The organism is Pantoea anthophila (assembly GCF_006494375.1).
Taxonomy (GTDB): Bacteria; Pseudomonadota; Gammaproteobacteria; order Enterobacterales; family Enterobacteriaceae; genus Pantoea; species Pantoea anthophila.
The window spans coordinates 13976-38204 of record NZ_VHIZ01000016.1; the positions used below are offsets into that span (position 1 = coordinate 13976).

Annotated in this window: 23 protein-coding genes; 16 read left to right on the forward strand and 7 right to left on the reverse strand. The window is 53.8% G+C overall.

Features of this window, described 5'->3' with window-relative positions; translation table 11 throughout:
• Nucleotides 1-37: 37 nt before the first annotated feature.
• Entirely contained in the window at nt 38-670 is a 633-nt protein-coding gene (locus FJW00_RS01970) for a helix-turn-helix domain-containing protein (RefSeq protein ID WP_009089593.1), read from the reverse strand.
• Between the two features lie 136 nt (nt 671-806).
• On the opposite strand from FJW00_RS01970, the gene FJW00_RS01975 reads away from it, so the two are divergent.
• The 3 genes from FJW00_RS01975 (at nt 807) to FJW00_RS01985 (ending at nt 1937) form a co-directional block, all read left to right on the forward strand.
• A complete protein-coding gene (locus FJW00_RS01975) occupies nt 807-1193 on the forward strand; it encodes a hypothetical protein (RefSeq protein WP_009089595.1) in 387 nt (128 codons plus the stop codon).
• On the forward strand, nt 1177-1512 hold the full coding sequence (locus tag FJW00_RS01980; RefSeq protein ID WP_033736205.1) for a hypothetical protein: 336 nt from the start codon (nt 1177-1179) through the stop codon (nt 1510-1512). The genes FJW00_RS01975 and FJW00_RS01980 overlap by 17 nt, the downstream gene beginning before the upstream one ends.
• Before the next feature lie 158 nt (nt 1513-1670).
• On the forward strand, nt 1671-1937 hold the full coding sequence (locus FJW00_RS01985; protein ID WP_140922954.1) for a hypothetical protein: 267 nt from the start codon (nt 1671-1673) through the stop codon (nt 1935-1937).
• A gap of 38 nt (nt 1938-1975) precedes the next feature.
• On the opposite strand, the gene FJW00_RS01990 is transcribed toward FJW00_RS01985, so the two are convergent.
• The gene (locus FJW00_RS01990) at nt 1976-2215 is read right to left on the reverse strand and encodes a DinI-like family protein (protein ID WP_009089600.1); all 240 of its coding nucleotides are present in this window, start codon (nt 2213-2215) and stop codon (nt 1976-1978) included.
• A 177-nt stretch (nt 2216-2392) separates the two neighbouring features.
• Here FJW00_RS01990 and iraP point away from each other — a divergent pair, with 177 nt between their 5' ends.
• Complete coding sequence (gene iraP / locus FJW00_RS01995) at nt 2393-2680, forward strand: anti-adapter protein IraP (protein ID WP_009089602.1); 288 nt, start codon at nt 2393-2395, stop codon at nt 2678-2680.
• Nucleotides 2681-2749: 69 nt separating this feature from the next.
• On the opposite strand, the gene FJW00_RS02000 is transcribed toward iraP, so the two are convergent.
• Nucleotides 2750-3073 carry a DUF6388 family protein gene (locus FJW00_RS02000; RefSeq protein ID WP_009089604.1) on the reverse strand — a complete coding sequence of 108 codons (324 nt, stop codon included), beginning with the start codon at nt 3071-3073 and terminating at the stop codon, nt 2750-2752.
• Between the two features lie 252 nt (nt 3074-3325).
• Here FJW00_RS02000 and yedD point away from each other — a divergent pair, with 252 nt between their 5' ends.
• On the forward strand, nt 3326-3799 hold the full coding sequence (gene yedD / locus FJW00_RS02005; RefSeq protein ID WP_140922955.1) for a lipoprotein YedD: 474 nt from the start codon (nt 3326-3328) through the stop codon (nt 3797-3799).
• A gap of 83 nt (nt 3800-3882) precedes the next feature.
• Here yedD and amyA read toward each other — a convergent pair whose 3' ends face one another.
• From amyA to fliD, 4 genes are all read right to left on the reverse strand, one after another.
• Nucleotides 3883-5364, reverse strand: a complete 1482-nt coding sequence (gene amyA / locus FJW00_RS02010) for an alpha-amylase (RefSeq protein ID WP_140922956.1) — start codon at nt 5362-5364, stop codon at nt 3883-3885.
• A 103-nt stretch (nt 5365-5467) separates the two neighbouring features.
• Nucleotides 5468-5833 (reverse strand): flagella biosynthesis regulatory protein FliT, encoded by a 366-nt coding sequence (fliT, locus tag FJW00_RS02015; RefSeq protein WP_009089609.1) that lies wholly within the window; start codon nt 5831-5833, stop codon nt 5468-5470.
• Entirely contained in the window at nt 5833-6240 is a 408-nt protein-coding gene (gene fliS / locus FJW00_RS02020; RefSeq protein ID WP_009089611.1) for a flagellar export chaperone FliS, read from the reverse strand. Before fliS ends, fliT begins: the two co-directional genes overlap by 1 nt.
• Before the next feature lie 8 nt (nt 6241-6248).
• A complete protein-coding gene (fliD, locus tag FJW00_RS02025; protein ID WP_140922958.1) occupies nt 6249-7664 on the reverse strand; it encodes a flagellar filament capping protein FliD in 1416 nt (471 codons plus the stop codon).
• Between the two features lie 337 nt (nt 7665-8001).
• Between fliD and FJW00_RS02030 the strand changes: the two genes are divergently transcribed.
• The 11 genes from FJW00_RS02030 (at nt 8002) to FJW00_RS02085 (ending at nt 24061) form a co-directional block, all read left to right on the forward strand.
• Nucleotides 8002-9207 (forward strand): FliC/FljB family flagellin, encoded by a 1206-nt coding sequence (locus FJW00_RS02030; protein WP_140922959.1) that lies wholly within the window; start codon nt 8002-8004, stop codon nt 9205-9207.
• 209 nt (nt 9208-9416) lie between these two features.
• Nucleotides 9417-12938: a glycosyltransferase gene (locus tag FJW00_RS02035; RefSeq protein WP_140922961.1), complete on the forward strand. Its 3522-nt coding sequence runs from the start codon at nt 9417-9419 to the stop codon at nt 12936-12938.
• 106 nt (nt 12939-13044) lie between these two features.
• The gene (locus FJW00_RS02040) at nt 13045-16437 is read left to right on the forward strand and encodes a glycosyltransferase family 2 protein (RefSeq protein ID WP_140922962.1); all 3393 of its coding nucleotides are present in this window, start codon (nt 13045-13047) and stop codon (nt 16435-16437) included.
• Between the two features lie 183 nt (nt 16438-16620).
• Nucleotides 16621-17589: an HNH endonuclease signature motif containing protein gene (locus FJW00_RS02045; protein WP_009089620.1), complete on the forward strand. Its 969-nt coding sequence runs from the start codon at nt 16621-16623 to the stop codon at nt 17587-17589.
• A 144-nt stretch (nt 17590-17733) separates the two neighbouring features.
• Complete coding sequence (locus tag FJW00_RS02050) at nt 17734-18456, forward strand: RNA polymerase sigma factor FliA (RefSeq protein ID WP_009089622.1); 723 nt, start codon at nt 17734-17736, stop codon at nt 18454-18456.
• Nucleotides 18457-18506: 50 nt separating this feature from the next.
• On the forward strand, nt 18507-19010 hold the full coding sequence (gene fliZ, locus FJW00_RS02055; protein ID WP_009089624.1) for a flagella biosynthesis regulatory protein FliZ: 504 nt from the start codon (nt 18507-18509) through the stop codon (nt 19008-19010).
• Between the two features lie 193 nt (nt 19011-19203).
• A complete protein-coding gene (locus FJW00_RS02060) occupies nt 19204-20190 on the forward strand; it encodes a D-cysteine desulfhydrase (RefSeq protein WP_140922963.1) in 987 nt (328 codons plus the stop codon).
• Nucleotides 20191-20301: 111 nt separating this feature from the next.
• Entirely contained in the window at nt 20302-21102 is an 801-nt protein-coding gene (tcyJ, locus tag FJW00_RS02065) for a cystine ABC transporter substrate-binding protein (protein WP_009089627.1), read from the forward strand.
• The gene (gene tcyL / locus FJW00_RS02070) at nt 21102-21770 is read left to right on the forward strand and encodes a cystine ABC transporter permease (protein WP_009089629.1); all 669 of its coding nucleotides are present in this window, start codon (nt 21102-21104) and stop codon (nt 21768-21770) included. Before tcyJ ends, tcyL begins: the two co-directional genes overlap by 1 nt.
• Nucleotides 21767-22519 carry an L-cystine ABC transporter ATP-binding protein TcyN gene (gene tcyN / locus FJW00_RS02075; protein WP_140922965.1) on the forward strand — a complete coding sequence of 251 codons (753 nt, stop codon included), beginning with the start codon at nt 21767-21769 and terminating at the stop codon, nt 22517-22519. Before tcyL ends, tcyN begins: the two co-directional genes overlap by 4 nt.
• A 459-nt stretch (nt 22520-22978) precedes the next feature.
• Nucleotides 22979-24061, forward strand: coding sequence for an acyltransferase family protein (locus FJW00_RS02085; protein WP_009089633.1), 1083 nt, complete (start codon nt 22979-22981; stop codon nt 24059-24061).
• Nucleotides 24062-24229 lie beyond the last annotated feature (168 nt).

Below are 24229 nucleotides of genomic sequence, written 5' to 3' on the forward strand. Positions count from 1 at the left end.
AAATGCAGAACCGATAACCCGCACCCGGCGGGTTTTTTTATGGCTGACGAAAGCGGCGCAGTTCGACCAGTGTACCAATCAGCTTCAGGTTATCGCGCCGGGAGTGCAGCTCAGGAAAATTGATATTGACCGGCGCGAGTTCAAACTGCGTGACACCCTCTTCACTGCCTCGCTGACGCCAGGTTCGCAGCAGAGCGACCTGTTGCTGTAGCGCCAGCACGCTGTCGCCCGGCTGCGGTGACAGGCTGGGATCGATAATCACCACATCATCGCGCAGAATCGCCGGTGCCATCGACTGATCCTCTACCCGAAGGGCAAAACTCTGCTGAGACAGCGCCATATCGTTATGCATCAGACGATCCTGCCGGACAGAACCGACATCACTCAGCCATTGCGCCACATCGCGCTGCGCCAGCAAAGGAATCTGGTGCAGCCCGGCCCAGGCACTTTCGCTGAAAACAGGACCATCACCCTCTATCAGAAAGGCCGGTGCGCAGCCCAGTGCTTCAGAGAGCCGAAGCAGGTTTTCGCCACGCGGCAGAGTCTCCTCTTTTTCCCATTGTGAAACGGCCACATGGGACACGTTTACCTGCTGCGCCAGCTGCTTCTGCGTTAACTGCAGTGACTTGCGTCGGAGTCGGATGCGATCACCCAGGGTTTCGTTTTTCATCTGCTTGACTTTTTGGTTAAGAGTGACTTAAGTATACTTAAACCTGTTATTTAAGCAATCTTAAATTCGTGGGGGAAAAGGTGGCTGTTAAGCATGCCGTGAGTTCCAGAGACCTTACCGGAAAAAGGGGTGTGGCATGGAAAGTAGTCTGATTACCAGTATGGGTGCGTTAGTTCTGGGTGGGGGCGCCGCAGCACTTTTCTGGAAACCGTTGTTGGCGGGTATCGCCTCAATCGTGACCAGTAATCGGGCAGGCGGCGAAATTATTACCAGTTACAAAGAGCAGGTAGTGTTGCTGAAAGAGAGCAATGCGCTGATACGGGAGGAGAATGATGAGTTACGCGAACGGCACGACAGAAATCTGCGGCGTATTGCCACGCTTGAAACCGATCTCCGGTTAATCAAAAACGCAGTGGGTATTTTACTGGCTATGACCGAAACCGATCAGAACGATAAGTTTCGTAATGAAATTGATCGGCTTATCTCAACTCTGGAGGATCGCAGCGATGACACCGATAAATAGTCCTTTGACCGTTCTGACATACCGGCGAAAAGTGATTCTCGGCGGAATTCTGCTGAGCTGTTCGATGATCTGCATCCTGATGACCATCATTTTTCTCTATGTCAGCAACACCGCAAATAAACGGGTGGAGGAGATCCGGGCGGATTACCGGGTGATCGCCGCCCGCCGTGAGGACAAAGTCGATCTGCTCACGGATCAGGTTGCGGCGTTGCAGCATAAGCTTGATGCGCTGCCCGATCGCACAGCAGATAAAACGGTCAACAAAGTCAAAGAGGTGGTAAAAGAGGGCGATTTACCTTCGGCCGAAACGGGGCAATAGCCGTAACTTCCGATTATTCCTAGGGCGGCTTCGCTATTATCGACTACGTTTAAATCTCCGGGCGACATTTTCTATCTTGAATGCAGGCCCGCTGATTGGCTGGTTGATGAACCGCAAAGCCTAATCACTTTGGAAAACTGACCAGAAGGAAAATTAGCATGAGCGATTCAACCGAAACCAAGACCAAAAACGATTATCTGCGTGACGTAACGTCGCAGCTGAAAGAGATGCGCCACTATGCGCAGACCAACACTGAAACCCTCTCCAGCCACTGGTTAGCCTTTGATGCCGGTGAATATAAAGACAAGACCAACGCTGACCGAATCGATGCGTTGCTCAACAAACAGGGTAAACTGCTGGACGACCTGGATGCCGCCATTCAGGATATTGAGATTGAAATTAATCACAGTGAGCAGGAGAGCTGATTTCTCTCCCGCTAACTGATGCGGTGGCCGATCAGGGATTAATCGGCCACCAGCCACATTTCCGCTTCGTCGAACATCTCTTCCACGATACGCGCAACCGTCGCTTTATCGTTCTTACTCAAATCTGTGTCAATCGCATTACGCTCCATCGGCTTAACCTTAACTTCAATGTCAGGAAAGACCCGATGCACCCGCTTTTCCAGCTCCTCAAGAATCATCTCGCGAGCACCCGGTAAACCGGCAACGTTGCGCTTGTCATAAATCAATTCAACAAACATGATGGCAATCCATTCAGGGCAAAATCGCTGATCTATAATACTGTAAATAAAAACAGTAGCAAGGTTGCGCGCCGGTTTTGACGCAAATTTTTATGCCGTCCGGGCCGCCATCTTCAGCTGGAAAAATGCGCGCGCATCGCGACATAATGGCGGCTTACTCTTCAGGAGGCCTGCGCGATGCGACAACTGGTAATCGATATTCTGCTTAAGCTGGCGAAAATGGATGTGGATGCTAAAGAGCTGACCGCTCAGATTGAAGCCCAGTCGCTGCTGGTTGCGGCGCTGCTGGTACAGGCAAAACAGGATAACTCCCTGACCATTACCGAAACCGTACAGGATGCGATTGTCACCGCCTCCCGCTCTTCAGCCGAATTTATGCAGTCCGATGTTGATCTGCTGCTGACCCACATTAATCGTCTGCTGGCCGTGGCCAGTTATGTTGAGGTGAAGGGCAGGACCCCCTGAGCGCGCGGGCAGGGTGAAACTGACCTCTGAAGAAGATTAACCGGCACGCGTCTTCAGAGGTCGCCTTAATCAGAGCTCGTTTTTAATGCAGAACTCTTCCCAGCTCATCCCCAGTGACGCAGCATGCGATTTGAGATAAGCCTCGATAGCTTCAGCCGCCACCGCTTTATCCGGCTCAGCGAGCTGGATAGAAAAAATCATGCCATCCAGATTCTTCTGACGCAGGAAGGCCGCATAGATGCGTTCAGCATGCCATTCGCGCAGCTCTCGCAGCGAGAGATTGGCCGCGCGGGCATCGCTCTCAGTCAGTTCATCAAGGGCAGCCTGAAAGTCCGGGTGGGCGGTAAAAAACATCTCGCGTGCCTGCGCGTAGTAGGCTTCTGGGGTTTTCATCATTCTGTTCCTGAAAGTCTGTTGCAGCGCGCCAGTGTAACGGGTTGTCTTACGGTTGTCAGGCACCGTCGCGCCGGAATGTCGCGGCGGTGGCCGCCCGCAGACAGCCGCGCCGGGAACGCCAGGTAACGGATAAGGTGAGAAATAGGGTGCAATCCGGGGGAAGCAGCAGCCCGAACCGTCAGATATCTTGCGCAGCGCGGGGAAAAAATTATAACGTAGCCGCCATTAACGCGATTTTAGGGATTAAACATGAAAAAGTGGATGCTGATTGCGGCGCTGGCACTGGGTGGCTGTGCGCAAATCAACGATTATGAAAATGCGGTGCAGACCCCGGCACCCGCCGATTTGCAGGGCAACTGGCAAACCGTCGGACCGCAGAGCGGTCTGATTAGCGGCCAGGCGACAGGCAGCATCATTATTAATGCGGATGGCAGCACGCTGGATTGCCGTCAGTGGCAGCGGGTGATCGCCAAGCCCGGCAAGCTGACCCGACTGAATGGCGACTACGTTAACGTGACGCGTCAGCTGCGTGTGATGCCGCTGGATGTCGACAGTGGCGAGCTTAACTACGACGGCCTGACGCTGCGGAAAGTGGCCCGTCCGACGGTTGAGTGTCAGCAGGCGCTGAAGGAGATGGCAAAGCAACCTAAAGCCACGGTGATCCAGAATATCGAACCCCAGTTACTGCGTACATCGATTACCGAGCACAACGCTCAGTCATAACGCCAGCTGTAAAAGAGCCCCGGCAGGGCAGAGCCATCCTGATGCTCTGACTGCCGGGGCTTCATACTGAGGTCAGCAAAAAATCAGTCCGCCACTACCCAGACGCTGACGCTGCCGCCGTTGCAGGCAAACACTGCGGTGCCGTGCTCATCGGCGGTGATTGTCTCTTCACGGTTACCCAGATAGTCGCGCCACATCTTACCGGCAAAGCCTTCACCCATGGGCACGCTTTTCTCACCCGCATCACCGTTTGACATAATCACCACGCAACCCGGCTGGGTTTCCGTGCCGCTGCGGCTGAAGGCGACACAGTTGGGATGATCAAAGTAGTCGGTCTGAACACCCCAGCCATACTGCTGCCGCGCCCGGATCAGGCCTTCGAGTTCCGGGATCACCGGCATCTCAATCTTGTGCGTTTCACCGTCGCCCCCCTCATCTTCGTACGTCGCGCCGAACAGGTCAGGATAGAAAACGGTTGGCACGCCCTGTTCACGCAGCAGGATCAGGGCATAGGCCAGCGGTTTGAACCAGGCTTCAACCGGCGCCTCAAGTGACTGCAGCGGCTGAGTATCGTGGTTCGCCACGATAGTCACGGCGTGCCACGGGTCAGCGACCACCAGAGAATTGGCAAAAATCTGGCTCATATCGTAGGCACTGCCTGCGGTTGACGCCTGATGGAAGTTCATATGCAGCGGGGCATCAAACAGCATGGTCTTGCCTTCCACCTGATGCACATACTCCTGCAGCTTCTCCGTTTCAAACGACCAGTATTCAGCGACGATAAACATCGGCTCTTCAGCCACCTCCTGAATATGGTCGATCCACTCCTTGTAGAACCACGCCGGGATATGTTTTACCGCATCCAGGCGGAAACCGGTGCAGGGAACCTGTTCCATCACCCAGCGCGCCCAGTATTTCAGCTCCTCTCTGACCGCATTGTTGCGGAAATCGATGTTGGCTCCCATCAGATAATCGAAATTACCCAGCTCGTTATCCACCTGGTCGTTCCAGCCTTCCGCGGTGTAATCGTTGATGATTTTGAACACACCGTTTTCGTCCGGATTTTCGATGTGGTCTACGCCGCTGAAACATTTGTGATCCCAGATGAATTTCGAATACTCCCCGGCGCGCGCCGGAAAGGTGAATTTCGTCCAGGCTTCACACTCGACGACCTCATCGTCAATTTCATCGCGGTTGTCCGGATTGACGCGGTTAACGCTGATCGCCTCTTTCTCGTCCGCGCCCATTTTGTGGTTCACCACCACATCGAGCAGCACCCCGATGTTATGGCTGCGCAGCGCCTCTGTGGCGGCCAGTAACTGCTGTTTGTCGCCATATTTGGTGGCAACCCCGCCTTTCTGATCGAATTCCCCCAGGTCAAAAAGATCATAGCTGTCGTAACCGACAGAATAACCACCCGAACCCCCTTTGTAACACGGTGGTAACCACGCCATCGTAATGCCAGTTTCGCTGAGCCACGCCGCGCGATCGGCGACTTCAGGCCACAGTTTGCTGCCATCCGGGTAATACCAATGGAAAAACTGTAATAACGTTGGGTTTTGCATGTACCGCTCTCCAGGGGGGATGATGAAAATCAAGTATGGAGTAAGCGGCAGAAAAGAGACGCCGCGCAGAAAAATAAATCTGGCGGCGTGGCAGAGCAGGGGATCAGGAGAGGGTTTCGCGGGGCACCATCACCACACCGCCCTGGTTACCATAGGCGGACATGACAGATTTCTGGCGGCTGCTCTGACCCACCAGCGCGGCCAGCTCATCCATCCGCGCCTGCAGCAGACGTTTCACTTCACTTTCGTTATCCAGGATATGCCGCAACACCGGGCGCAGCTGCTCCTGCGTCTGCGCCGACGGCGAGGCCTTATCTGTCGACTGGGCTAAATTCTGCACCGCGCTGACATACTCCATCTCCCTGCTGATCAATTCATCCCATTCGCCCTGTGCTGCGTGACGCAGCATGCCCTGGCTGAGATCGAGTAACTGTTGGTAAACGGCAATCAGATGCGGTGCAGTAGTCATTAAACGGCGTCCTGAATCAGGTTAGATTGAACCACTTCTTTCCACGCGTCCGCGATGTTGCGCAGCAGGCCTTCGACCTCCCCGACCGCTTCAACATCGTTGTGCAGGTTGGCCTGCAGCAGGCGACGCGTCATGTAGTTGTAAAGATCCAGCAGGTTATCTGCCAGTTCGTCACCACTGTTTTCAGCAAGCCCTTCTTTCAGACCAGCTTCGATAATATTGATAGCTTTAGAAATTGAGGTGCCTTTACCTTCAATATTGCCATCCTGCATAAACAGACGGGCGCGGATCAGCGCGCTCAGTGCGCCGTCGAACAGCATCACGACCAGCTGCTGCTGGCTGGCGCTCATCACGGCACTTTCGACGCCAATTTTTGCATAGGCTTTGGTGCCTGTAGCGGTGTACATGGTCACTCCTATGATTTTTCAGAAGAACTTGACGTATCGAACTGCTGCGTCAGATAGGTACTGGTTGAGTTCAGTTTACTGATCGCCAGATCCAGCTGGGTAAACTGCGTTTTATAGCGCGCGATATCTGCGTCGATGCGGTCGCTGGTGGTGTTATAAAGGGCGGTTAAGTTGTTCAGTGTTTTACTTACGCCATCGGTCGCGGCCTGAACAATCCCTTTAGAGGCCAGCCATTCAGTCAGTTTGTTGTCTATCTTCGCGCTGATGCCGGTCTTACCATCACCGACGATCATCTCTTTGACGCCAGCGGCATCTTTATCCAGGGCTGCACTCAGCTTGGTGGAGTCCAGCTTCAGTGAGCCAGTCGTAGGGTCCGTGGTGACACCAATCTGACCCAGTGACTTGTAGGCGGATGAGCTCTGCGCATTGGTCAGCATGCTCTTCAGCTGGGTTTCAATGGTGCGTAAGGTACTGTCACCCAGCAGGGCGCCATTGCTGGAGTCCTGCGCATCGCTGTTGGTGTCGACTTTGGTATATTTGGTCAGCGTGTTGAACTGATCCAGCAACGTATTGTAAGCGTCGACCCAGGTGCTGATGGCGCTTGAGGCTTTTGACGTGTCTTTCGTAATGGTTAGCGTCTGGTCGCCTACCGTCTGCGCGGTAAGATTCAGGGTAATTCCTTCCAGCGCATCGCTGATCTGATTGCTGCTGTTCTCAATCGCGATGTTGTTTACCGTCAGTTTAGCGTTCTGCGCGGTAACGCTTTGCGTCATCGCATTGCTGCTGGCGGAGGCGTCGTAGCCAACGATCCCCTGCAGCGTGTCATCTCCGGTCACGGCAATCGTTGATACCGCATTATCGCTGCCGGTTTTATTCGCACTGACAGAGAGGCGGAAGCTGCCATCCGAAACTTTGATGATACTGGCAGTGACGCCAGCGCTGGCACCGTTAATGGCGTCACGCATACCGGTCAGGGAGGTCTGTTCGTTGGTCAGCGTCACGCTTTTGCTGGTGCCATCTTTCAAGGTAATGGCAATGCTGCGGCTGGACGCGGAGCTGTCACCCAGCGCGGCGGTGTTGCTGCTCTGCACCGCTGAGGTCAGGACCTGTGCCTGTGCCAGCTGAGTAACACTGATAGAGTATTTACCCGCCACGGTGCTGCCAGAAGTGGTGGCGCTGAATGCGCTGGAGCTGCTGGTCGCCGTCGTTGCAGTAAAGAGATCGGCGCTGTTGAGCTTACTGTTCGCCGTCTGGAACGTCGTCAGTGAGCTTTTCAGCGTCGCGTAGGCGCTGAGCTTAGCGGTATACGCTGACTGTTGGGTAGAAATCGGTTTCAGCGCGGCTTTTTCAGCGGTCTGCAGACTGTCAAGCATGGTACTGAGTGGCAGGCCGGAACCCACACCAAGGTTGGAAATACTAGCCATGTTAATTCCTTTATAAGGTCGACAGGGAAAATGAATACCTGGGTTATCGGCCTTGAATGCGGAAAGTTTAAAGGTATTTGCCTTAGTGTAATGAGTTAAACAGGCACTATAGAGAAGGGTAATTCAGCGGTTAGAAAATTAATGAATCAGGTCTAAAGAAGTCGGAAAGGGTGGCGATAACCTCAAACGTGACAGGCAGAAGCAAAAAATTTCGCCTGGTACTAAAAAAATTCTAAAGGTTGTTTGACGGCAGACGATAACAACTTTGACGGCGCTGAAGCCGGCGGGTTGAAGCCCACACCTTAACCGAAAGACTTGATTAACAGGAAAATTTATCATGGCCCAAGTCATTAACACCAACAGCCTCTCGCTGATCACTCAGAACAACATCAACAAGAACCAGTCAGCTCTGTCTACTTCAATGGAGCGTCTGTCTTCTGGTTTACGTATCAACAGCGCGAAAGATGACGCTGCTGGTCAGGCGATTGCCAACCGTTTCACCTCTAACATCAAAGGTCTGACTCAGGCTGCCCGTAACGCCAACGACGGTATCTCTGCTGCGCAGACTACTGAAGGCGCGCTGTCAGAAATCAACAACAACTTACAGCGTATCCGTGAACTGACTGTTCAGGCTGCAAGTGGTACTAACTCAGATTCTGACAAATCTTCAATCCAGGACGAAATCAAATCACGTCTGGACGAGATTGACCGCGTTTCTGGTCAGACTCAGTTCAACGGCGTGAACGTGCTGGCTAAAGACGGCAAAATGAACATCCAGGTTGGCGCTAACGATGGCGAAACCATCACTATCGACCTGAAAAAAATCGACTCCAAGACCCTGGGTCTGGACAGCTTCAACGTCAACGGTCCTGCTGGCACCCCGACTGCAGCTGGCGCAACTGAGTTCAAAGCTGCTTACGGTTCTACCACTAACGTAACTGGCGCAACTGTTGTTGAATCAACTGCTAATGAGCTGTCTACCCGTCTGGGTGTGGCTGCTTCAGGTGTGGCTGTAGACTCTGGTACCGTCTACAAAGATGACAACGGCAAAATGTTTGCTAAAGTCACCGTAACTTCAGCAAGCGATGCTGAAACCAACAACCTGAAAGCAAATGGCTTTGACATCGCGAGCGGCGCTGCAAATGCTAAAACTTTCTATGTTGCTGTAGATCCACAGTCAGCTGATACCTCAACCACTACTGGCACCGCAGCGTTCAAACTGGACACGACTAACATGAGCCTGTCCAGCCTGACTTCAGGTGCATCAGCTAACCCACTGGCTAAGCTGGATGATGCGATTGCAAGCGTGGATAAGTTCCGTTCTTCACTGGGTGCGATTCAGAACCGTCTGAACTCAGCCGTGACTAACCTGAGCAACACCACCACTAACCTGTCAGCTGCACAGTCTCGTATTCAGGATGCTGACTACGCAACTGAAGTTTCAAACATGTCTAAAGCGCAGATCGTACAGCAGGCAGGTAACTCCGTGCTGGCGAAAGCGAACCAGGTTCCACAGCAGGTTCTGTCTCTGCTGCAGGGCTAATCATTCCCCTGAGGAATGGATGCAAAAACCCCGCTTCGGCGGGGTTTTTTTATGGGCGTAAAACAGAAGCGCCTGGCTGTTCTGACAGAATGGGCCCTTTTTGCTCTTTTACTTCACCGATTGAACCCAGGCACAAAGCCTATGCTAAAGCAAAATATGCGCTGCTCTTAGCCGGCTGTGACTAAGAGGAGTCAGTGAGAGAGAGCAAAATGCATCAACAAGACCTTGTCAGCATCATCATTACCGCAGACGTTGCCACCTGGTTTACTGAGGCGCTGGAGAGCGCGCTCAATCAGGATTATCAGCCGATCGAAATCATTGTGGCTGATTACAGTGACGCGCAATTCATTCATCAGACGCTGCAACGGTATCTTCCCCGGCACGGCGATGTTATCCGCTATTTAAAAACAGAAGGTACGGTCGTTCAGCTTCTGGAGGCAGCGGTTAGTGCTGCCCGTGGAAAATATATCAAGTTTCTCTCTGATGCCGATCTCCTTAAGCCTGACAATATCTCAACATGCGTTGCTGGACTGAAAGCCTTTCCTGACTGCCGGGTCGCGTTGACACGGCGTGAGCGGGTGGGGCCACAGGGTGAACGGCTTGACGGGCTTCTCTCCACTTCCGCCCTGAGCCAGGAAAATCTCATTATCAATGGCAGAGATTTTCTGCGTAATCAGACGCTGAAAGCATACAGTCTGCCGGGAGAACTGACGGCAGCGTTGTTTTACCGCGACGACATCAGCGCCAGCCTTATCGACCAGGCGCTGCTTACTCAGGGTAATCCGGCACTGCAGGCCATTCCGGCACTGGCCTTCTGCTACAGCCTTCTGAGTCATACTCATCTCCTCTGGTTTTCTGCGCCTTTGTGCTGCGTGCGTGCTTCAGATGTTGAGCGCCAGCCTCATCAACGCGAAAGTGATGAGCTTTTTACAAGCGGTCGTGAATATTTATATGAGCAAATCCGTCAGGAGAGCTGGTTCGGGGAGGCTGACCATGCGCCCCATCTGGCGCAGGTGGCCTGTTTAGATCAGCCCGATCACTTTAGTCTGAGAAATCTGGCGGAGGAGCAACAAAAGAATTTTACGCTGGATGTGCTGGCAGCCTGGCGACGTTCGCGCACGCTGGATGCCATGCAGCAAAACAGGTTAACGGATATGGCCGCCGCTAACGCCCATGATGTGAGCGTGTTGGTGATCATCACCGTGACGGAAGAGAATGTCGCCGATCTGGAAACGCTGCTTAACTCAATCAGACAAGGTGAGAGAACCGGAGTCCGGTTCGAACCCGTCATCGTGACGCTGGATCTGGACTGTGCCGCTGACGCGGAATGCTATGCTGCGACGCAGCAGACTCGAATAAGCGTGATCAATCAGATTATCGACGCACGTCACGATGACTGGGTGATGTTTCTGGATGCCTCCTGCACGATGCATGATTCAGGAATGACCGCCCTCAGCGCCAGGCTGATCCCACAAAACAGTTATCTGGCGCTTTACGCGGATGAGTTTTTCTATATTGATAATGCGCCCGTGGGGGCCGCTTTCCGGCCTGATTTGAATCTCGATCTCTTACTCAGTTCACCGAAAACAATGGCGCAACACTGGCTGTTCCGGCGCGAATTACTTTTAGCGGCGGGGGGCTTGGATGCTGACTATCCGTCATCAGCTGAGTTTGATCTTATTGTTAAACTGATTGAGTCTCAGGGTTTCGAGGCCATCGGTCACGTGGCTGAGCCGCTGCTGACAGGGCAGCTTAAAAGCCGATCTATCCTGGAAGATGTGGCCATTCTTGAACGCCATCTGCAGAACCGTGGCTATCCCGATGGGCGGGCGGCGTTAGATAAATTTTTCAATTACCGCTTACGGTATAACCATCCTGATAAGCCGGTCGTCTCGATCATTATCCTGGCGAACTGGCACCTTGCCTCACTGATTAGCTGTGTCACCACGCTGCTCGAGAAAACCACCTATCACCGCTATGAACTGATCATTATCTGCGATAACCAGGGAACGCCTGAGCGGGATAGATGGCTGTCCGATATTGGCAGCGTCGATCCTCAACGGATAAAAACGGTGATGTTCGACGGCGGATTCAGTCACGGTGCCATGGCGAATCGTGCCGCTGAACTGGCCGTGGGTGACTATCTGCTGTTTATGCATTGTGAAATGGCGGTTACTGATGGCGAGTGGCTCGACAATCTTCTTAATCATGGGCAGAGGCCGGAAGTGTTTGCCACAGGCGCAAAACATCTTTCGTCTGACAATAAAATTCGTCATGCGGGCTATGTTCTCGGTGTTAACGGAGCGGTCGGTGAGGTTTTCCGTGGCAACGATGATAATGAACCCAATTATCTGGGACGCATGCATCTCGATCAGAATTACAGCGCGGTGTCTGGCGATCTGGTGCTGATGCGTAAATCTGTCTTTGACGAGCTGGGAGGATTTGACGACAACAAACGTCTTTATGGCGATGTTGATCTCTGCCTGAAGGCGCGCGAGCAAGGGTATCTGACAGTCTGGACCCCCTATGCCCGACTGCATCGGCCGGCTGCCCGCAAAAGTCCTTTCCCGGATGAAACGGTACACGCCTCCACGAAATTAAAGCAACTGGAAGAAGATAAGGTCTACGCGCAATGGATGCCGGTCATCGCCAGCGATCCTGCCTATAACCCGAATCTCTCCCTGAGAAGCCGGCATTTTGAATTAAGAAATGATGAGTTCAGCTGGCAGCCACTCAGGGCAGAAAATCTGCCTTCATTCCTGGCGCACAATGCCGATATCTACGGCTGCGGTCACTACCGTATTACCCAACCGCTTAAAGCGATGATAGCGGAGGGCGTCGCTCAGGGTAGTAGCGGCATGACGCTGCTGACGTTAAGTGAAATGGGGCAGTTCAGACCGGACAGTCTGATTATTCAGCGTCGCTATTCACCGGCTTTTCACACCTGGATGGAACGGGTCGGTAAACTACACAACGTCTTTAAAGTGTTCGAGCTGGATGACTACATTATTAACCTCCCTATGAAGCATCATGGTCGTCAGGCGTACAAGCAGGAGACGGCAAAATTAATACGCAAGAGCCTGAGCTTCTTTGACCGCTTTGTGGTGTCGACAGCCCCACTGGCGGAAGCGATGAGGGATATGCATCCGGATATCGTTGTCGTAAAAAACCGCCTGCCGTCAGAAGCCTGGGGCACACTGCAATCCCTGCGCAATCAGGGCAGGAAACCGCGTGTGGGCTGGGCCGGAGGGATCAGCCATCGGGGCGACCTTGAGATGATTTTTGACATCGTGCGGGAATTCTCGGGAGAGGTTGAATGGGTGTTTATGGGCATGTGCCCGGATAAACTTCGACCCTATGTGCACGAAATTCACAGTGGCGTCGATCTGCCTCTTTACCCGGCCGCACTGGCGGCACTGAATCTGGACCTGGCGCTGGCACCTGTCGAAGACAACATATTCAACGCCTGTAAAAGTAATCTGCGGTTACTGGAATATGGTGCATGCGGCGTGCCGGTTATCTGCAGCAACGTGGCCTGCTACCAGCAGGATGATCTGCCGGTCACGCGGGTCAATAACAAATTTATCGACTGGCGCGAAGCTATCCGCATGCATCTGGCCGATCCCGACGCCAGCGCAAAAATGGGCAGAGAATTGCAGGCCATCGTCCGGCGAGACTGGATGCTGACAGGCGAAAATCTGCGTTTATGGGCACAGGCGTGGCGGCCCTAATCAGTTTCAGCAAAAGATAATGTCGGGCTATCACGTCAGATAGCCTGATGTAATGTCATGGTGACGCGGTCTGGAGATGCCATTAACGTGGCAGGCGGGAATGGTCATGTCTGAATTAAAACATCCGTATTATATTGTTTCACCTGACTATCGGGAGTCATCCGGTGGGATTCAGGCTTTGCACAAGCTCTGCCATCAGATAAACCTGCAGGGCGGTAACGCCTGGATGGTCGACTGCAATGTGATTAATCCCGCCTGGAAGACGCCAAGACTGGATGCGGAAACCTGGCGCCAGCATAAAAAAGCTCAGCTTACCCCCATCGCGGTCTACCCGGAGATCTATTCGGGCAATCCGCTTAACGCTGACGTCTGCGTGCGCTACATGTTAAATCATGAAGGGTTACTCAATGGAAACCGTTTAAACGAATCCGAAGAGGATCTCTTTTTCTGGTATAGCTCCCAACTGATTATCAATGAACCTGACGTTGATTTTCTGACGATGGTGGGGCCGGATTTAGAGCTGTTTTATGACGATGGCAGAGCAAAAACGACGACGCTTCTTTATCTGAATCGCGTGCCGGTAGAGAAGGTGGATTTTACAACCTTACCGGACAACATCGTCATCATATCGGTGAAGAATCCTCGTCCTCTGGCGGAACTGGCTGAGATGCTGAAATCGGCCAGCGTGATGTATACCTTTGAATGGTCCGGGACCTGTAATCTTGCTGCGCTTTGTGGAACGCCTGTCGTCTCAATGGTTGCACAGGGGTATGAGAAACTCGCGATCTCAGAGGCGTCGATTCGCGATATGGGAGGGGCCGGGGTCTGCTTCAGTGATGATACCGCTGAATTAGAGCGCGAGCGTGCCCGGCTCTGGAAAGTTCGCGACAACATGAGAAAATTTGAAGCGGATTTCTCACAGCAGCTTCGTCACTTTTTTATTAAAACGCAGACGGCTGCCGGTATTAAAAATGAAGAGAAGGTTGTCTCAACGCAAAAGTGGCTTGCCGACTACCCGGTAAAAAATTACGCGCACAGCAGCGCAGAAACGGCTCTCTCTGTTCGCGTTATCATTCTGGACGACAATCCCGCCGTTGCGTGCGACAGCATACTTTCATCACTCAGGTATGTGGGGCTGGAGGCTGAAATTTATGCTGTCGATGCCTCCGCTGAACAGGAGCAGGGCAAAGGCCACTTTAGCGGCTGGTTACATCAACTGCTTATCGAAGACCCGTGTGAATGGGTATTATTTCTGCGATCCGGTGACCTCATTTATCCGGAGCTGTTTTCCGGCCTTTGGCTTTTCAAAGAGCAAACCGCGGCGTCACTGGCATTTTATTCTGACCGGGTCGTCCGGCAGGCTGACGGCCTGTGTGAGATGTTTTTACCCGATTTTGATCGGGATTATTTTCTGGCGCTGCCCGAGCGATTTGCCCGTGGAGCCTTCTTCAGACGCGAATTGTGTCTGGAGATTGTCCGCGCGCGAAACATTTCTCCTCACACTGTCGAAACAGCGTTTTTATTACAGCTGGTCAGTGCTGGCCTTGCTGCCGATATCCGGCACGTTCCGGTTCCGCTGATTAAGCTTTTATCAAAAGAGCGTGAGCATACCTCTTTAAAGGAATCTCTGCTGGCTGAATATCTCGCGGGCAGCGAGTACAGCCAGGCGTCGGTTGAAAGAGAGGGCTCTGTTTTTACTGTCCGATACGACGCCAGCGGAATCAGTAAGTTAACCGTTATTCTTGTCGTGGAAGATGACATTAACCGCACTAAGCGAGCAGTAGCGACCTTTGTCGATACCGTTGTGGATGTCGACTATGAAATCATTTTTATTGATAACGGCTCAACGGACCCGGCGGTCAGAGAGTGGCTCTCCTCTCTGGCAACGATGAATAACGCTATCTTCAGGGTCTTTTTTGTAGACGAAAAAATTAATACTGTCAGCGCCATGAATTATGGCATTTCAGTGGCGCGAGGCGAATTTACACTCTGCCTCTCTGCGGGTATTTATTTTAATCATACGCGCTGGCTGGAAGCCTTACTGGATCACTGTGGCCGCGCTGAACTCCTCGCCTGTGCGCCTTTTCTGGTCGACAACCGTGAAGATCTTTACTCTTCCGGACGAATTGATGGCGGCTTTCGCCGGAAATATGGTCAGGCTGAAACCGCATCGTCAACAGACTCGCCAGGCCAGGCTGACCGGGTTGCTCCGCAGCAACATCTGCTGCTGACGACTGAATGTATTATGATCCGTACCTCATCCTGTCAGCAGGCAGGAGGGCTGGATGAGCAGTTTGCGACTCTTCCTGAGGCCATCAGCGATCTGCTATTGCGGGCTTCAGTGCCAGGCGTGGTTAAAATAGCGGTTCCGCTCTCCAGAGTCAGTTATGACGACGTACTGACGGATGTGTCGTTAGTTTCCGGAAATAGCCTTTTTACAGAGAAATGGCTTCGATATATAGCCCACGACCCCGCCTCGAATCCCAATATCAGCCGGAAGGAGGGGGAGGTTGTCAGGGAAAATAATCATCCGCTGCTGGCCGCCAGATTAGGCTTTCCACTCAGCGCCTTATGGGTATTTAATGCCGGCGACCATGACGAAACTCAGCGTGTGAAAGAACTTTCCCGGCTGACTACAGCGTCGGACAGCCTGATTGCCGCACTGGACTGTCAACGCTCAACGCCTGTTGAACTTTATCGGCTGAACCCGGCGCATATTGTGTTCAGCGATAGCGTGGCGAGCCGCGATGCGCAGTTGATTAAAAACAAAGCAGCGCTTCCGGAGACCCGTTTCGTCGTTGAAGTCACCAGAGAGTCGTTTCGCAACGGGCAGTTGGCTGATGAAGGCCTGCAGAATGCTGATACATTACTGGTCAGAAACAGTGCGGCGCTGACACTTTTTCGTGATAAACACGCGGTGCTGCAGGCTGACAAACTCAGTACAGCATGGCAGCGGCTCGCTCCTCCTGAGGATCGTCCCTCTGAACATTCAGGCAAGCCCAGAGTGGGGGTGGTTCTGACAGATTTAATGACAGAAGACTGGATGCTGATTGACACCCTTATCAGAGAAATGAGTGAACGTGTTGACTGGATTATATACGGGGCCTGTCCTGATGTCTGGAAGCATACGGTCCACGAATATTATCGTAAAGTTCCGCACAGCAGGCTCCCGGCGATGTTTCAGTCACTGAAACTGGACCTGGCGCTGGCACCCCTTGCAGAGACACTTCCTAACCAGGCAGAAGGCCATCGGGTCATTGCGCAGTTAGGTGCCTGCGGTTATCCGGTGCTTGCCAGCGATCATGAGGCCTACAAAGCGATTGGCAGTGTTAAGCGCATTAAAAATAAAACGTCTCAGTGGCGATTTATGATTAATAAACTGATTAACAATCCCCCTATGATGCGAAGCTTGGGTGAGGCTCTGTATGAGGAAGTCAATACATGCTGGATTCATCTTCCGGGTGAACGCCCCGCATGGCTGAAGACGCAATCCTCATAAATTCCGTCTGAGCGGCATGTAGCAAAGCCGCTCAGACGACATCGGTTTTTTGCAGAACCAGCCTCGGTCAGGCTGCCTGTACCTGCATCACAACTACCCCCGCCCGTTACAGTTCCCGCCACGCTTGCCGATAACTCTTCACAGAACACTATAACTTTCGATGTTAACTTTTGTGGAGTGTCTATGCGCTTCAACTATGACCTGCTGCCGGGTGAGCGGCTGACGTTTGAAGAGATCGCCCGGCGTTATGCCCAGCAATACCCTGATGAAAAAGAGCTGACGGCACGTGCACTGCTGAGTCCCTCAACCGGGTTGCGAACCCTGAAGATACGCGCGGTCTTCGCCCAGGAAGAGAGCAACAGCCCGCTGGAGGATCTGCTGTTTATCTCCAGTGATAACGAGCGCAAGAATTACCTGCGCCGCTTTGAGCACTATCTGAAGCAGAATCTCTCTTTCCTCTATTTCCGCCGCAGCGAGAACGAAAAGCGCGACAACCTGTGGAAAGTGATGGGCAGCAGTCAGGTTTTTGCCATGATCGATCCGCAATCTGCCACGGCGCAGAATCTGCTGCAGAGTCGCGGCTATAAACTGGTGATGATGCATCAGGATGAGGATGAGGCCTACTGGCAGCTCTTTAACCCGCAGGCGAACCCCTGTTTTCCGCAGTCGCAGACTATCCAGTTTATCGTGGTGCTGAGTACGCCAGAGCACAAGGTGCCTGCAGCGGTGATGCCGGGGACGGAAGTCGGACGACGCGTCAAGGCGCGGGTGCTGCAGCGGGCAAGCCAGGCGGAGTTTATCGCCGGTGTAAAAGCCCGCTACGGTGCCTGTGTCATGACCGGCACAGAGCTGACCGAACGGCATAGCTGGCCCTGGGTCGAAGCCTGCCATATCGACACCCAGGAGAGCGATGACGGGCTGGTGGCGGACAACAGCATCGATAACGGCCTGTTTTTACGCAGTGATTTGCAGCGGTTGTTTATTAACCGATTGATTAGCATTGATGGTGAGTCGGGACAGATCACCGTGCATCCCGGCGAGGATGCACAACAACATATTTCGCCCTGGTATCAGGAACTGGATGGCCGGATTTGCAGCCTGTGGGCTGCGGTGCCACCCGCCACGCGGCAACGGCTGCGCGCCCGTCGATAATCCCCGCTGAAGAGTGCAGAAGGATCTGCATTCTGAAGTAACAAAAGTGAAATAGCCTCGTTTTACCCCGCCTATTCCTCCAATCGAAAACGCTACAGAATTGGATAATCATGCCGATAACATCATTAACGCAGGGTAGTCAACGTGAACGATTTCTATACCGCCGAAGGCGTGATGGACAAGCATTCGCTCTGGCAGCGCTACGTGCCGCTGGTGCGCCATGAAGCGCTGCGTCTGCAGGTTCGCCTGCCGGCCAGCGTTGAACTTGACGATTTGCTGCAGGCCGGGGGGATAGGGCTGTTGAATGCCGTAGAGCGTTATGACGCGCTACAGGGAACAGCCTTTACCACCTACGCCGTACAGCGTATTCGTGGCGCAATGCTCGACGAGCTTCGCAGTCGGGACTGGGCACCGCGCAGCGTGCGCCGCAACGCGCGTGAGGTGGCCGGAGCGATGCACAAGGTAGAACAGTCGCTGGGGCGTTCCGCCTCCGAGCAGGAAGTGGCGCAGCAGCTGAACGTTTCCATGGAGGAGTACCGGCAGATCCTGCTGGACACCAACAACAGTCAACTTTTCTCCTACGACGAGTATCGGGAAGAGCACGGCGACAGTGCGGAGCTGGTGACGGACGGCCATGAGGAGGCTAATCCGCTTCATCAGTTGCTTGAAGGGAGTCTGCGTGAGCGCGTCATTGAAGCGATCGAAGCGTTACCCGATCGTGAAAAGATGGTGCTGACACTGTACTACCAGGAAGAACTGAACCTGAAAGAGATTGGCGCGGTGCTTGATGTGGGTGAATCCCGCGTCAGTCAGCTGCACAGTCAGGCGATTAAACGCCTGCGGGCCCGGCTTACGGGAGCGCGCTAGCAGTATCAGTTCCTGGCGATTCAAAAATATAAGAAACCGGGGACTCAGTAATGGGAGCCAAGACCAAGGCCAGACCGTTAAGTCGTTATCTTAAAGACTATAAACACAGCCAGAGCAACTGTTCACATTGTGGCAAGGTATTAGATCGAATGGCGCTCGTTTTTCGTGGTCAGATCATCAATAAAGAGGCCATCGCTCGGATGGACCAGATGATTGATGAACAACTGTGGCTGAAACTTCAGCCAGAGCTGACCGCGCTCTGTCGCTTCTGCAGCGATATTTTTTGCAATACTCATCCGAATTATTTCGACATTATGGCGTTTAAACAGTACCTGTTTGAACAGACAGAAATGAGCCCCAGCACGATTCGCGAATATGTGGTGCGGCTGCGTCGGCTGGATGAGATGCTCAAAGCCAAAAATTTCCCCGCCGACAGGCTTAAGGGAGAGAGCTGGCATCAGTGTCTGGAAAGCGATCTGCCGGATGCCGGAAATAATAATTACCGCATCGCGCTGCGCAAGTACGATCAATTCTTAGGCTGGCAGCAGGGGTAACCCTGGTCTGCACCGAGGACTCCCCCCGCGTGCCTGCGGCACGTTACTCTGTTATCCGCCTGCCGGGTAACGGAGAAGGGGGGAGCACGGCGCCGCTTCCTCACCGCATCGACGGTCACCTGAATCAGAGTGATCCTTTGCGCATCTTCTGCAACACTGTAAGGATAATTTGAATGCCCGAACGGAGGCAGCATTGTCTTTACATCTGTTACACCAATTCCCGCGTCTTGAACTGCTGGGCGCCCCGACACCGTTAGAACACCTGCCACGCCTCTCCGACTATCTGGGTCGCGATATTTTCATCAAACGTGATGACTTCACGCCAGTGGCGATGGGCGGCAACAAGCTGCGAAAACTCGAATTCCTGGCGGCCGATGCGCTGCGCGAAGGGGCGGATGTGCTGCTGACGGCGGGCGCGATCCAGTCCAACCATGTGCGCCAGACAGCGGCCGTGGCAGCCCGCCTCGGCCTGAAGTGCGTGGCACTGCTGGAAAACCCGATTGGTACCCACTCTGAAAACTACCTGAGCAACGGCAACCGCCTGCTGCTGGATCTGATGGATGCGGAGGTGATCGCCGTGGATGCGCTGCATAATCCCGCCGAACAGCTGGCTGAAGAGGCTACACGTCTGGAAGCGCAGGGATTCCGTCCTTATATCGTTCCGGTCGGCGGCTCAAATGCGCTGGGTGCGCTAGGCTATGTGGAGTGCGCCCAGGAGATTGCACATCAGAGCGAAGGCGTGGTGGATTTTGCCGCCGTCGTGGTGGCATCAGGCAGCGCGGGCACCCATGCGGGGCTGGCGGTTGGCCTGGAGCAGCTGCTGCCGGAAACCGAGCTGGTGGGCGTCACTGTTTCACGTCAGACCGACGCGCAGTTACCTCTGGTTGAGCGGCTGCGTCAGTCGCTGGCAGCCTCACTGGAGGTGCAGGCCACGGCCCCGATCACGCTGTGGGATGAGTACTTTGCGCCCCGCTATGGTGAGCCCAATGAGGAGGGCATGGAGGCGGTGAAACTGCTGGCAAGGCTGGAAGGCATTTTGCTGGACCCGGTCTATACCGGTAAGGCGATGGCCGGCCTGATTGATGGCATCAGTCAGAACCGCTTCCGTCGCGAAGGCCCGTTGCTGTTTATTCATACTGGCGGCGCGCCCGCGTTATTTGCTTATCATCCTTCGATCTGAGACAAGCGAATAAAACAGTTTATACTCCGGGCGTTATCATTCTGGACTGGCAGCGACTCGCCGTGCTGCCCTTAAAAAAACACACACAATACTGTCAAAAATGGGGTAAATATGTCCTTTTCTCGTGCAGGTCGTCAGATGGTGATGGGCGTTATGGCCGTGGCGCTGATTGCGGGCGTCAACGTTAAAACCTTTGCAGCGGAAAATCTGCTGAACAAGATTAAAGAGCGCGGCACGCTGCTGGTGGGTCTGGAAGGCACCTATCCGCCGTTCAGCTTCCAGGATGAGCAGGGCAAGCTGACCGGTTTTGAAGTGGAATTTGCGCAGCAGCTGGCACAGCACATGGGCGTTAAAGCGAGTCTGAAACCGACCAAATGGGATGGCATGCTGGCTTCCCTCGACGCGAAGCGCATCGATGTGGTGATTAACCAGGTGACCATTTCCGATGAGCGCAAGAAGAAGTATGACTTCTCTACGCCTTACACCATCTCCGGTATTCAGGCGCTGACCATGAAGGCCAACGCCAGCACCATCAGCAAACCGGCTGATCTGGCGGGTAAAAAGGTTGGCGTGGGTCTCGGCACTAACTACGAGCAGTGGCTGCGTGAGAACGTGAAGGGCGTGGACGTGCGTACCTATGATGATGACCCGACCAAATATCAGGATCTGCGCTCAGGTCGTCTGAATGCCATTCTGGTTGACCGTCTGGCGGCGCTGGATCTGGTGAAGAAAACCGGCGATACCATGGCGGTAGCGGGTGACGCTTTCTCCCGTCAGGAAGCGGGCGTTGCCGTGCGTAAAGGCAACGACGATCTGCTGAAAGCGATCGACCAGGCCATTGCTGATATGCAGAAAGATGGCTCGCTGAGCAAGCTGTCTCAGAAATGGTTTGGCGCGGACGTGACGAAATAATGCAGGAAAGCCTTCAACTGGTGCTGGATTCAGCACCTTTTTTATTAAAGGGCGCGCTGTTCACGCTGCAGCTCAGCATCGGCGGGATGTTCTTCGGCCTGCTGCTGGGCTTTCTGCTGGCGCTGATGCGGCTGTCTCACTTCTGGCCGTTTCGCGTGCTGTCGCGGATCTATGTCTCGATTTTTCGCGGCACCCCGCTGATCGCGCAGCTGTTTATGATCTACTACGGCCTGCCGCAGTTTGGCATTGAGCTGGACCCCATCCCCTCGGCGATGATTGGTCTCTCGCTCAACACCGCGGCTTACGCCTCGGAGTCCCTGCGTGGCGCCATCGCTGCGATTGAGCGCGGACAGTGGGAGGCGGCGGCGAGTATCGGCATGACGCGCTGGCAAACCCTGCGCCGGGTTATCCTGCCGCAGGCGGCGCGCACCGCACTGCCACCGCTGGGCAACAGCTTTATCAGCCTGGTAAAAGATACCTCGCTGGCCGCGACCATCCAGGTGCCGGAGCTGTTCCGTCAGGCGCAGCTGATCACCTCGCGTACACTGGAAGTCTTTACCATGTACCTGGCGGCTTCGCTGATCTACTGGGTGATGGCCACGGTGTTGTCTGCGTTGCAGAGTCGTCTGGAACAGCATGTTAACCGTCAGGATTCGGAGTCGAAATGAGTGCCATCGAAGTCAGAAAGCTGGTGAAATCATTTAATGGCCAGACGGTGCTGCACGACATCGATCTTGATGTGGCCGCCGGTGAAGTGGTGGCGATTATCGGCCCCAGCGGCTCAGGTAAAACCACGCTGCTGCGCAGTATTAACCTGCTGGAAGTGCCGGATAGCGGCACTATCCGGGTCGGCGAGATTACGGTGGATGCCGCGCTGGCGCAGAGCAAACAGAAAGAGCAGGTGCGTCGTCTGCGTCAGCAGGTCGGTTTTGTCTTCCAGAACTTCAATCTGTTTCCCCACCGTTCGGTGCTGGAGAACATTATTGAAGGACCGGTGATCGTAAAAGGCGAAGCGAAGGCGGAGGCCGTCGCACGCGCCCGCACGCTGCTGGAGAAGGTCGGCCTGCACGGCAAAGAGGGAAGCTATCCGCGCCGTCTGTCGGGTGGACAGCAGCAGCGTGTGGCCATTGCGCGTGCGCTGGCGATGCGACCGGAGGTGATCCTGTTCGATGAACCCACCTCGGCGCTGGATCCGGAGCTGGTGGGGGAGGTGCTCAGCACCATCCGCGCACTGGCCGAAGAGAAACGCACCATGGTGATCGTCACGCATGAGATGAGCTTTGCCCGCGACGTGGCAGATCGCGCCATCTTTATGGATCAGGGGCGCATTGTGGAGCAGGGCGACGCGAAAGCGTTGTTCAGTAACCCGCAGCAGCCGCGTACCCGCCAGTTCCTTGACAAGTTCCTCAATCAGTAATTCAGTGGCCTTCTCCGGAAGGCCGCATTGCTTTTTACTCCTCTCTGTTTAATCCGGAATAGCGCGCTGTCATGCTATTTTGGGTCGCCGTACCATAATGCGCTGATAAGCGGTTAAACCTTTTGCCACATCTGACAAATCTTTTCTTTTCATCAACGTCTGACTGGTTTTTATTTCTTCCGCTTTCTCTTATTTATGTCTTCAGCATTATCAAAGATTATTTTCCTTTAATTCATCGCTGCGGATGATATCGGGCGCAGAGCAGGGAGAATCAATAAGTGTAAGGAAACGTTCTGCTAAGTAAATAACGGTAACGTCAGGGCCAGATAATGGGTTTTAGGAGTTTCGCTACATTCAATGCGGCATCAATGGCGAATAATCGCTGGATAATCATAAAAGCCACAGAGATTTCCTCGCTTTCCTTTTCCGCATTCTGACCTACGCAGCAGGAGTCAATTAATGAGCCAGACGAAATCAGACCAGATATTGTGGGTAGACACCCTGAAGGGGGCCTGCATATTGCTGGTGGTCCTGTACCACACCGTGTTACCCGGTTTTGAAGGGACAATAAAATATCTCTCCGCCGGATGGGTCCCGGCCGAAATATGGATACAGTTTAATACGGTTCTGTCACCCTTACGGATGCCAGCCTTTTTCTTTGTTTCGGGACTGCTGGCCGCCAACGGTATTCTCAACCGGCCCTGGAAACAGGTATTTACCAGTCGTATTACCAATCTTTTTTATCTCTATATTCTGTGGGGCTTTATTCAGTGGTGGTCCATTATTGGTATCTCCACGGAAATTACCGGGCAGCGTATTTCACAGAACCTGAATGCTGCGTATGCCGGTTCGCTGTTTGAGTTTCTCAAGCTGACCTTTATGGCGATGAGTACCTCCTGGTATCTCTATGGCTTAGGACTCTATTTCCTCTGCGCTAAAATTTTCCGTGAATATAAGCTGGCCCTGGTGGCGGTGGCTATCCTGCTTAATTATCTGGCGGTCGAGAAAGTGATCCCGTTCTGGGGACCACAGAGCCTGGCCCAGTATTTCCTGTTCTTCCTGTTAGGCGCGTTCTGGAGCCAGACCATGCTGCGTCTGAGTGAATGGCGTCGTGAGAACGTCATGCCCTGGGCGATACTGGCCGCCGTGGCGGGTATCCATGTGATCTTCGGTCTGGATAAGAGTCTGTTCCTGTGTGTGCTGGCGGTGTTGTTCAGTATTGCGGCCTGTCGCTGGCTGAATCAGCATTTCAGCATGCGTTATCTCAACTGGGTGGGCCGCAATACCCTGCAGATTTATGTGATTCACCGCATCTTTATCGAGTTCTTTGGTATGTCTGCGATCCTCTTCGCGCAGCGGCATCACCTGTTTGAACAGGCGTGGTTTTCATTTTTCTGGGCCTGCTTCTATCCGGTGGTGATCGTGGCGCTCTGCTCGCTCTGTTCCGTGGCGATCTGGTCGCTGACCAACCGCGGGGTGGGGCAGTCGCTGTTTCTGTTTCCGACGCTGCTTAAGCGGCAGCGGAATGCAGTTTCGCAGTAAAAGGGGAGCGCCTGGCGGCGGGGAGTGATTACCTGGCGGCGGGCTGGCTCTGAGAGGGTTTCGCCCGCCAGGCGTGAGGGAGTTTCAGTTCGCCCGTGCAGGCGGACGCGTCAAGGGGCGGACGCCCGCCCCTTAACAATCCCGGCGTCCGGCAGCCTTTGCGCCCCG